The sequence below is a fragment of the bacterium genome (assembly GCA_037128595.1).
Classification (GTDB): Bacteria; Verrucomicrobiota; Kiritimatiellia; order CAIKKV01; family CAITUY01; genus JAABPW01.
Genome location: JBAXWB010000028.1, coordinates 50234 through 61453 on the forward strand (window position 1 = coordinate 50234; position 11220 = coordinate 61453).

Here is an 11220-nt window from a genome sequence, read left to right on the forward strand (position 1 = left end):
GAACGTAGAATCGTTCGCCGAGGACGTCGAACGCCACCGTGATTAGAGGGGCTTGTTTTAAGTTGAATCAAGTGAGTTTTAGTTCCGGCTATGCCGGGTAAGATTACAGATCATGAATGAGAGTCCAGCGCCGGTTGCCTGTGTAGGGGTGGTGATTCCTGATAACGTATCACAGGTGATGAGGAATATTGTGGCGTTATTCGCGCGACAGGTCGCGCAACGCTGTGAGGCCAGGGTCATGACCGCAGGTGAGGTGCCATTCCGGGTGGAGCTTGCGATCGCACCTGGTATCGGAGTAGATGGCTTCCGGATTGAAGACCGCCCGGACGGTGGCGTGCGAATTGCCGGAAACGACGAGCGCGGATTGCTTTATGGCGTAGGCAAGTTTCTGCGGACCTCACGCTATGATCAAGGCGGGTTCACCCCGGGATGGTGGCGGGGTACCTCGGTGCCGGAGAAACCCGTACGTGGCATCTATCTGGCGACGCATTTCCATAACTTCTACCATGATGCACCCGTTGAGAAAATTCAAAGGTATGTGGAAGAACTGGGACTCTGGGGTTACAACGTACTGGGGGTCTGGTACGACATGCATCACTTCAGTGGTTTTGACGATCCTGAGGCGGTGACGTTCCGTACGCGCCTTCACGCGATCTGCGAGGCGGCCAGGAGTATCGGCCTGGATGTCAGTTTCACCTTACTCGCCAACGAGGCTTACCATAATTCGCCAGTTGAACTTCGGGCGGAGCTGAGTGGCCGGCGTGGTGGCTGGTACGAGTGTGATGTCTGCCCGAGCAAGCCCGGCAGCCTGGAGTACGTGCTGGGTGTTCTGGGCCAGGAGTTCGATTGGTGCGCCGATTTGCAGCCGCGCTATCTGTGGATTTGGCCTTACGATCAGGGTGGGTGTGGCTGCAGTGCGTGCCAGCCCTGGGGCGCGAAAGGATTCCTTAAACTTGCCGAACCGGTTGCGGCGCTGGCCCGGAGGAAACTGCCGGGAGTGAAGGTCATTATGTCGACCTGGTTTTTTGATGAACCCGAATGGCAGGGGGTGGATAAAGCCTTTTCCGCAAAAGAGCCGTGGGTTGATTACATGATGGCCGAAGGAACGGCCCGGGCCATGCCGGGAGGATTGCCGATGGTCGGGTTCCCCGAAATCAGTATGTATAAAACATTCCCGTGGGGCGGATTTGGGGCCACGCCGCTGCCGCGCCTTTCCCAAGGACAATGGGATGCCGTTAAAGGGAAGATCTCGGGAGGCTTTCCCTACTCCGAGGGACTCTTCGACGACATCACCAAGGTCGTGTTCAGCCAGTTTTATTGGAACGATCGGCCTGCCCTGGAGACCCTGCGGGAATACGTTGCCTTTGAGTATTCGGCGGAGGTGGTTGATGAGATCGTCAAGGTCATTACCACCCTGGAGCAGAATCATCATTGGCGGTGGTGGCCGGGCGAACTGGAGGGGGTCGAGCTGGATATGAATTGGTTCCCGTCCCGTGGCGCTGCTCCTCAGGCGGACCCGGGTGCGGAAGAGGCCTACGCCCTTGTCCAGCGCGTGGAGGGGCAGATCACGCCCCAGGCCCGGGCCTCATGGCGCTGGCGGGTGCTTTATCTACGGACATTGCTGGATGCCGAACTCAAGGCCAATGGGGGGGCACCGAATGGCTTGTGCCAGAAGGCGTTTGCAGAGTTGATTGAGATATACCACGCCCAGCAAGCCTGTCCATTGGTTCGCCCACCCCTTCCGGATATTAAGAAAGAGGGTTGTTGATGAAAACAATCGTAGTTGATTTCGACAAAACCGCCGGCTCCATCAAGCCGCTGCAGGGGATGGGGAACGGGCCACGGCACATGTGCACACTGTGGGATCTCTCGGATTATTATCGGGAACTGGCCGTTCCGCATGTGCGGCTCCACGATCAGGATTGGCCCAATTCACGGGTGATTGATGTGGCGCAGATCTTCCCGGATGAAAATGCCGATCCGGAGGATCCCGCCCATTACGATTTCGAACGTACCGACGTGTATATTCAAAGTATTATGGATGTCGGCGCCAAGATCATCTGGCGGCTCGGCGCGAATATCGAGCATACGCAGAAAAAGTACTATGCGCACCCCCCCAGGGATTACACGAAATGGGCAAAAATGTGTCTTGGCATCATCCGGCATTACAATCAGGGGTGGGCGAACGGGTTCCATTTTAATATTCAATATTGGGAAATCTGGAATGAGCCGGATCTCGGGCCTACGTGGGATCAGGACTGTTCGGGCGGTATGACATGGTCGGGAACCTTTAAACAGTATGCCGATCTCTATGTGACGGTGGCCCAGGCCATCCACGCGTTTGATCCAGCGTTGAAAGTGGGTGGCTATGCGGCCGCTTTCCCCAGGAGTGAACTGGTGCCGAAATTCCTGGCCTACTGCCGCAAGCATAAGGCTCCCCTGGATTTTTTTTCCTGGCACACCTACAGCAATGATCCGCAGGTTGTTGCAGAAAATGCGCGGCATGTTCGCACGCAGCTTGACCAACACGGCTACGCTAAAACTGAAAGTCATTTGAATGAATGGAACCTCAAACACGAGGGGTTTTTCGAAAAGGGCTTCGAAGCGGTCAAGCGGGAGCATTTTGAACGGTATAAGAGCGAGGAGGGAGCCAGTTTTGTCGCTTCCGTCTTATCCCTCTTGCAGGATGCCTCGGTGGATGTCGCCAATTACTACGATACGCAGCCCTGGAGTCCCTGGTGCGGCCTGTTCGATATCTATGGTGTTCCTCAAAAGACGTTCCATGCCTTCAAGGCCTTCCGCCAGTTGTTGGATTACCCGGATCGTGTGCACGCGGAGGTTTCGGTTGATGGCGGAACGGTTGCGCCATCAAAAGCTCATGAGGCCTGGGCCCCGTCACTTCCGCAACCTACAGGGAAAGCGGATACGCTGACCTGCCTGGCGGCGCGGGAGCGTACAGGGCAGAAGGCGGCCATCCTGGTCTCTAAATTCGATGGCAAGCGAGGCGTTTCGCGAATTGAATTGCGAGGTAAACTGATTGCGGACGGGGCCACGACCGAAATAGCCATCCTGGATAAATACCGGAATCTGGAGCTGATTCAACTGCATGAGCGTCAGACCTTTTCCGGGGATCGCATGACGCTTGAAATGCCGCTGGGTGAATACGCGGTCGTGTTGATCCGGATAACAGGACCATTATGAAAAGATTGTCCATTTTCGTGTGGGCGCTGGGCATCTGGTGGTGCTCCTTTTGCTCCGCAGAAGAGGCGCCCGTGGCGGGCACGGAAATCGTGCATCCTGTCGATGGCGCGCTCATGGTCTATGTACCGGCGGGGAGTTTCATCATGGGGCTGAATCAGGACGAGGCCACGACCATCGCCCGCCAGCTTGGGTATACGAATTCCGACACTCTTTGGATGTGGGAATGTTTGCCGAAGCGTCAGGAGTATACAGGAGGATACTTCATTGATAAATATGAGGTATCCACTGAACGGTGGGTGAAGTTCATCAAGGCAACACCCGATTTCAAGCTGAAACTCGATGAAATCTCAAGTTATTATTCCGATCCTCGAGCGCAGGCGATGCCGGTGGCGTCCATCGCTTGGAACGAAGCGCAACGCTATGCCAATTGGGCCGGGAAGCAATTGCCGAGCGAGAAGCAATGGGAAAAAGCGGCCAGGGGAACCGACGGTCGTTTCTATCCCTGGGGCAACACCTTTATTCCGGATATCGGCCATTTCAGTCCTGACGAAAAGGGCGGCTGGGATCATAAGCGCATCTACACCCGTGCTGGCAAATATCCTAAAGGAGCTTCGCCTTATGGCGTGATGGATATGCTCGGCAATCAGTACGAATGGACTTCCGAGTGGGTCGAGCCTTATCCGAATAATCCGCAACGGGATAAGATGCGCGCCTATACCGCCCACCAGAATGCCTGCCTGCGGGGCGGTTCCTGGTATCATGGTAAAGCCAGTCTTTATGCCGCGAAACGCTTCGGCCTCCCTCCAGAAAACACATATTATCATATTGGATTTCGGACCGTCTGGGAGCCACCGGAAGGCTATTTCGACAGCGCTGAATATAAAGAGGCCGTCAGACAGGTCGAACCCTGCAAAAAAAGAATATTAGAATCATTTCAAATTTATGATGTGGCTGATCAGAAAGATGCGGAGCATTCGGAGATCAAACGATAAATGCCAAGGGCTCCGAAAAAGCGACGATCAGATTATGAAAGAAACTGTTAAATCATGACTCTACTTAAAATTTCCTCGATGATGGATCGGATTATAAACCGTATGACCCGGCGGGGTAGACCCCACAGCGAACCGCGCGTCTACACCTGTGGCACGCTTCGCTACACCACCTTCGGACTGGTCGTGGTATTTTTCTGGCTCTTGTGGGGCGATTTCACCATGTGTCTGATGGAAACGGTGCTGCCGTCGATCCTCCCCCTGCAACTCAAGGCCCTCGGCGCGCCCAACATGGTCATGGGTATTTTTCTGGTGACGGTACCCAGTACCATGAACTTCTTTGTCAATCCGGTCATCAGTTTCCGGAGTGACCGGCACCGGGGACCATGGGGGCGGCGGATTCCTTTCCTGCTGGCGCCCACACCGTTCATTACCGTCGTGCTTGTGGCTATTGCATTTGCGCCTGAAATTGGCTCCTGGGTGCATGGGTTGATGGCGGGATACGGGGGCTTTGGGAAGAACACCGTCATCATCGGCATGATTGGGCTGCTGCTCGTCATCTTCCAGTTCTTCAACATGTTCATTTCGTCGGTCTACTACTATCTATTCAACGACATGGTGCCTGCGGCCTATCTGGCGCGGTTCATGGCCGCGTTCCGGGTGGTGGGGACATTGGCGGGAATGACCTTCAATTATTTCGTGTTTCCCCATGCCCAGACGCACATGCGGTTTATTTTCCTGGGTGCGGCGGTCCTCTATTTTGTCGGGTTCATGTCCATGTGTTTCAGCCTGAAGGAAGGCAAATATCCCCCGCCGACTCCCCTGGTGGGGAACAAGACGGGGCTGCTGGCCTGTTTTGAGACCTATTTCCGGGAATGTTTCACCCATCCTTATTATCTGAATATGTTTGCGATGTCGGCGGCGGGGCAGGTGGCCGGTGCCTGTGGTTTTGTGGCAACCCTGTTCTATCTCCACCTGGGAATTTCTTTGGAACAGTTGGGTAAGTTCAATACCTGGATGGCGATTCCGGGATTATTGCTCATGGTGCCTATGGGGATGTTGAGTGATCGGATTCACCCGGTACGGGTGCTTGTCGGGCTTGGGCTCTTTGGCCCTGTCATGGCGATTGCTTCCTTCTTCTTTGTCCATGATTTCAGAAGTGTTATCATCTTGACGCTGATTGCATTTCCCATCGCCCAGTTACAATTAGCGGCCGCCATGCCGCTGAATTGGCTGCTTTTCCCCAAGGATCAGTTTGGCCAGTTCGGCTCGGCGGATGCGATGGCGCGATCCATCGTCACGATTTTCGGCAGTGTGGTGGCGGGACTCTTCCTAGACTTCATGAAGAGGCTCTATCACGGGGACGAGGAATACTATCGCTGGATGTACATCTGGTCCGCTATTTTCGCGTCGATCAGTTACTTCTTCCTGTTGCGCGTTTACAAGGGCTGGAAAGCGCACGGGGGGCGTCAGAATTACAAAGCGCCGCGGGTTGAGCACAGTGGAACGTCCATAGGCAAAATTAACAATTAAAGTTCAAAAGCATGTGTTGCTTTTATGAAGACTAATCGTGTTCATTCAATGAAATTTGATGCCATTCAACCTGGAATGGTTCCGTTCTGGTTATTCAATGATGCCTCCTCTGTGGCGGAGAAGATCCAGTATCTTCGGGCCTGCCGGAAAGGCGGCATCCGGGCGCTAGCCATGCATTGCCGGAGCGGGAACCTGATTCCCTATGCCTCGGATGAATGGTATTCGACCATCCAGGCGTTGGTCGAGGAAGGCCGCCGATTGGATATGAAACTCTGGCTTTATGATGAAGATCCCTATCCCAGTGGGGCCGCGGGGGGACAGGTGATGGCCAACCGTGCCGATCTGAAGGCCGCCCAACTGGTGCTGCGCGAACCTCCTTCTGGTCTTGTTGCGGGCCAACTTTGGGAGATATCCGAACAGCCCGTGGTTTGGGCCGGCTTGGTTCCCGTTGACCACCCTTTGGCCGTCCGTGACCTCACAGCTCAGGTGGGGACGGTCCGGCGCGACTGGTTTGTGACGCCCTGGGATAGTCGGCATTATTATCCTGCGACTCCGACGTTCCCCTGTGTGCGGGGCGACGCCATCCGCCAAGTTTATGTCTTGCGTGTTCCAGCCATCCCCAAGGGCTACCGATTGGTGGCGATTGTGCGGGAACTGTGCGGCGTAAACGGGTCGTGGGGTTCCTTACCGGACTGTCTGCATCCCGATACGTTTTCGACCTTCCGTACGCTTAGCCTGGATCCTTACAAAAAGTGGGTGGGGCACGAGTTCGGGAAGACGATCCCCGGGATTTTTACAGATGAGGAAAAGCCGCATGGCTTTTGGCCTGTCACCCCAGGCCTCTTCGAAGCCTTCCGGCAGGACTACGGGTTTGACCTCATGCCGAGGTTGTATCAATTGTTCGGCGAACCGCTCTCGAACCAGTATGTGGAGACGCGTATGGCGTTGCGGGAATGGATCGCCAGACGCTTTATTAATGTGTTCATGACGCCTTACCGGACGTGGTGCGAAACCTGTGGCCTCACGCTTGTCGGGCATATGTCGCCCGAGGATGATCCGGTGGCCGAGGCCGGTTGTCTCGGTAGCGTCATGCCGCTGATGAAGATTCTACATTGTCCGGGAACCGACCTGATTGCGCCGTTTGTGGGGGACCGGGAGACCCCGACGGTGAATCTGGGGAGCCTTCGGGCCGGGTCGCTCCGCGCCCAAACCCTTTCACCGGCGGCGGTTGCCGAGACCTTTGCGCTATTCGACTGGGACACCACGACGGCAAAGTGTCATCAGATCATCGCCTGGCACAAGGTGTTGGGGATTGACCGCTTTTTCCTGCATGGGTTTTTCCAGAGCGTGGAGGGGGTGGTGGCTCATGAAGCCCCGCCTGATTACGGGCCGAAAACTCCGATTTTCGAGGGGATTAGCGAGCTCAACCGGTGGTCTGTTGAAATGGAGGGGATCCTGGATGGTGCCAAGGATTCGGGCGGAATCGCCGTGCTAAACAGTTTAGCATCCTATTGGGACCTGGCCCCGGGCATGGATAGGACTTCACACGAGGGCTTACGGCACGCCATATGGCAGACCCTTCTGTCCTGTTTGAGAACCCAGGTGGCCATCCATATGGCCGACGAGGCTGATGTCGCAGAGGCCGCGGTGTCGTCAGGTTGGTTGCGCGTGGGGGCCTGTCGCTATCATACGCTTCTGGTTCCTGCGATGACCCGCATCCCGCGTCGTACCTTCGAGCGGATCACCAAAGCGGCCCGTGCCGGGGTCAAGGTGGTTTGGTTCGGGAGCGGGCCAAGTCATATCGTGGAGGCTGGAGGGCGGTTGCATTCCCGTCCGGCCTTGCCGGGTAAAGTTGAAAAGGCGGCGTATCCTTCGGAGACGTGGTGCCAAGCTCAACTTTCCCCCTCAATTCGCATAACGGGTACCGATAGCGGGGATTGTTATGTTCGGCGATTTAAGCGGAAGCAGGGGTCGGGCGAGTGGCTGTTAGCGGTGAATGTGGGGGATGCCGCGCTGGAGCTCTCGCTGGTCGGAGAGGGGAAATTGGTATGGTCGCCGGAGCGGGCTGATGGAAGCGTTCAGCATCTGGGATCAACGGCAATCTGGCGTCTGCCCGCTAAAGGTGTTGGTTTGTTCAAATTGGTGCATCAAGCCGGTCGGGCGGGCGGAGTGAAGGAAGATGCCGCCGACACGGCGGCTACTACAGAGCGCGCGCGGAGCACTTGTAGTAACCGGCGTCTCGCCGGTATGGTCAATAGTAAGACGCCGCTAATGGCTGGTGTCGAAAGCATACAAGGACATGTAGTTACTGGCGACGAGCGCCGGTTCAAGCGGTTGGAAGTGAACCGGGTGAGGCTGGATCGTCCTCAGATCCGGTGTAAGGGAATCAATCCGGTGACACTGGACTTCCCCAAACCCTACTGGCAACTCTCTGAGAATTACCGTACCGAAAAAGTGATTTCTCAGTATGTTGGCAAGGTGCCGGTCATCAGTACCGTGACAGATCTGGAGTTGCGGTATCGCTTTGCTTTTGACGTTAAGGGGGTGATTCCTGTGCCACTTTTGGTTTGTGACCCCCGATGCGCTCGTGGAGCGTTCAAGATCGAGGTTAACGGGTGTCAATTGGGTGGAACGCGTCACTTCCCTCTGGAGACGACCACGCCGCTCCGCCTCCTGCTCGGTGGGCTCAAGCAGGGTAATAATTCTATCGAACTGCGCTTCAGCGTTCGTAGTGCCATGGAGGGTCTTCTGGCCCAGTTGTATCTGGAAGGGGAGTTCAATGTTGATCGGATCAGGGAGAAAGCCCGGCTTTCGCCTGCTGTGTCTCGCGATTCGCGTCAGGGTTGGCAGAAGGCTGGATTACCTCACTACATGGGTAGCGGAGCCTATGAGTGGACGCATATGTTCACGGCACAGGAAGTGGCGTCTGACTGGGGTATTGAATTTGAGGGGATTGTGGATAGCGCCGATTTGATTATCAATGGGCGGAAACTGGAGCGGCGCGCCTGGGCACCCTGGAAGTGGGCGCTGAATGGCCTCAAGGTCGGCGAAAACACTTTTGAATTGCGAGTCCACGGCACAGGTGGCAATTTCCGGAAGTTGGTTTTTCCTAACCAGCCGCAAGGTTGGATTGGCCGAGCGTGGCTTAGAATGTCTCAAATGGAGGGCACCGCTCTGTCGGTGCCAGGGTGAACGGGAAGAGGTTTTGACAGAGCAAAACCCTCCATTGAGTAATTGATGCGAAGAGATGGCTTTCACTTTTGAAAAAGGAGTTTATTGAATGTCGAAACCTGTACGGATGGCGTTGATTGGGGCGGGAAACCGCGGACGGGGGATTTTTGGGGCGTATGCCAAGCAGATGCCGCACCGGGCTCAGTTTGTGGCGGTGGCGGAACCGGATGAGGCCCGACGGAATGCCTTTTCACTAGAACATGGTATTCCGGAGTCCGCTCGATTCCCGAATGCCGGTGAGCTTTTTGCTGCCCAAGGTTTGGATCTTGAGGCGGTTATCGTCGCTACGGTTGAAGATCAGCGGCGGGAGCCGGTGGTTCAGGCGATCGGCAAGGGTTATCATGTGCTGGTCGAAAAACCGCTGGGCCGCACAGCCGCGGAAGTGGTGGCGATTACAGATGCAGCAAAGAAGTCTGACCGTGTCTTTGCCGTGTGTCATCAGATGCGCTATATGACGCCCTATGCCACGATAAAGGAGTTGATCGACTCCGGCCGGTATGGGGAAGCCATCGCCATGCAGTTGAGTGAGAACCTCTCCTATCACCACCATGCCCATTCCTTTGTCCGCGGTTTTTTCAACTCCAGCCGCCTGACGCCCATGATTCTGGCCAAGTGCTGTCATGACATGGACATCATGTGCTACCTGACGGGGCGGCGACCTGTGCGGGTGTCGTCGTTTGGCTCCTTGACTTGGTTCAAGCCGGAAAACGCGCCGAAAGGTGCGCCTGATTATTGTCTTCAGGGTTGTCCGGCAGCGGCAAAGTGTCCCTACAATGTCCTCAAGCTGTATTTCAACGATGACACGGATCAGGCCTATATCCGGCAGATGGGGGTGGTGAAGAGAAAGGATGACCTCATGGAGTTGCTGAAGACCAACCGGTTCGGTCGATGTGTCTACCGGTGCGGTAACGATGTGGTGGATCATCAGGCAGTCAATGTGGAATTCGAGGGTGGCTTGACGGTGTCGTTTAATATGGCTGGGCATAACGCGGTGGAGCGGCGAATCACCAAGATCAGCCTGACCAATGGTGAAATCGGTTATGACACCTCCGGTGACACCGTAACGGCTTTCACGTTCGAACCGTCGCGCGAGGAGCGGATCAAGCCGGCGGGTACGGTTGGGACACATGGGGGAGGGGACAGGTTGATCATGGAAGGTTTCGTGGACGCCATTCGCTCCAAGGGTGTGACCCCGATGCTGACTTCTGTCGAGATGTCACTCGATAGTCACCTGCTAGCCTTCGCCGCTGAACAGTCGCGGTTAGCGAAGGGCGCAGTGATCGAACTTCGCGCATTTGAGGAAACTGTAAGATCCTCAACAAAGTAAAAAGGATATTCTATTATGCGTAAACTCAAAACCTTCCATGTGATGCCGCTTATTCCCGGTCGCGAGGCTGAGCTCGCCGCCGATGCGGAAATTCTCCTTAATACCGGCGTCTGCACCGAGATTGCCTGCATGCTCACCCTAGTCCCCGAAGGCGATCCCCCCGTGGACAAGTCGAAGATCCTCGGCAATCGCTTCACGGCCTTTCGTAACGGCTTCAAGGGTGACAAATCCCGGGTCGGCATTCTTGCCCAGGCCACCATCGGACATGGATGGATCCCCGATGAACCCGCGCCCTTTGAGAAAATCATCCGACCTGACGGCAGCCTCGCCTACCAGATGTGCCCGTTGGATCCCTTGTTTCAGAACTATATCCGCGTCGCTTTCCGGCATCTCGCTGCGCTGAAGCCGGCTTTTTTCATGATCGACGACGACTTCCGGCTGCTACACGGCCGGGACGGATGCTACTGTCCGCTCCATCTGGCTGAAATCGGACGCCGTCTGGGGCGGACCTTCACCCGTGAAACGTTGCTGGATACGCTCCGCATGGATACCGCAGCTGCGCAAGAATATGACAAACTCCTGCTTGATTCCCTGATGCGCGTTGCCGGGATCATGCGTGAGGCGATCGATGGAACCGATCCCGCCATTCCTGGGAGTTTCTGCACCTGTCACTTCGACATCCGCCATGCAGGCCCCATTTCGCGGCGCCTTGCCGGAAAAGGGAATCCCGGTGTTGTCCGCATCAATAACGCCCGCTATCTGAGTTCTGAAATGCGCACCTTCGCCAGCCGTATGTACGACGGCGCGGCGCAGATTGCCGGACTGGATTCGGACGTCACCATCCTTGCGGAGACCGATACCTGTCCCCAGAACCGTTACAGCGTCGGTGCAAACTTGATGCATTCGCACTATGTGGGCTCAATCCTGGAAGGCTGCCAT

At 55.8% G+C, this 11220-nt stretch carries 7 protein-coding genes; all 7 read left to right on the plus strand.

All coding sequences use genetic code 11. The features are described from left to right. Positions 1-112 precede the first annotated feature (112 nt). A complete protein-coding gene (locus WCS52_15615) occupies positions 113-1768 on the plus strand; it encodes a hypothetical protein (GenBank protein MEI6168611.1) in 1656 nt (551 codons plus the stop codon). Beyond that, positions 1768-3201 carry a hypothetical protein gene (locus WCS52_15620; protein ID MEI6168612.1) on the plus strand — a complete coding sequence of 478 codons (1434 nt, stop codon included), beginning with the start codon at positions 1768-1770 and terminating at the stop codon, positions 3199-3201. The genes WCS52_15615 and WCS52_15620 overlap by 1 nt, the downstream gene beginning before the upstream one ends. Continuing rightward, on the plus strand, positions 3198-4193 hold the full coding sequence (locus WCS52_15625) for a formylglycine-generating enzyme family protein (GenBank protein MEI6168613.1): 996 nt from the start codon (positions 3198-3200) through the stop codon (positions 4191-4193). The genes WCS52_15620 and WCS52_15625 overlap by 4 nt, the downstream gene beginning before the upstream one ends. A 54-nt stretch (positions 4194-4247) precedes the next feature. Further along, a complete protein-coding gene (locus WCS52_15630; protein MEI6168614.1) occupies positions 4248-5723 on the plus strand; it encodes an MFS transporter in 1476 nt (491 codons plus the stop codon). Positions 5724-5747: 24 nt separating this feature from the next. After that, positions 5748-8915 carry a hypothetical protein gene (locus tag WCS52_15635; protein ID MEI6168615.1) on the plus strand — a complete coding sequence of 1056 codons (3168 nt, stop codon included), beginning with the start codon at positions 5748-5750 and terminating at the stop codon, positions 8913-8915. Positions 8916-9003: 88 nt separating this feature from the next. Next, positions 9004-10281: a Gfo/Idh/MocA family oxidoreductase gene (locus WCS52_15640; GenBank protein ID MEI6168616.1), complete on the plus strand. Its 1278-nt coding sequence runs from the start codon at positions 9004-9006 to the stop codon at positions 10279-10281. A gap of 15 nt (positions 10282-10296) precedes the next feature. Next, the coding region (locus WCS52_15645; protein ID MEI6168617.1) for a hypothetical protein at positions 10297-11220 on the plus strand (924 nt) is incomplete at its 3' end.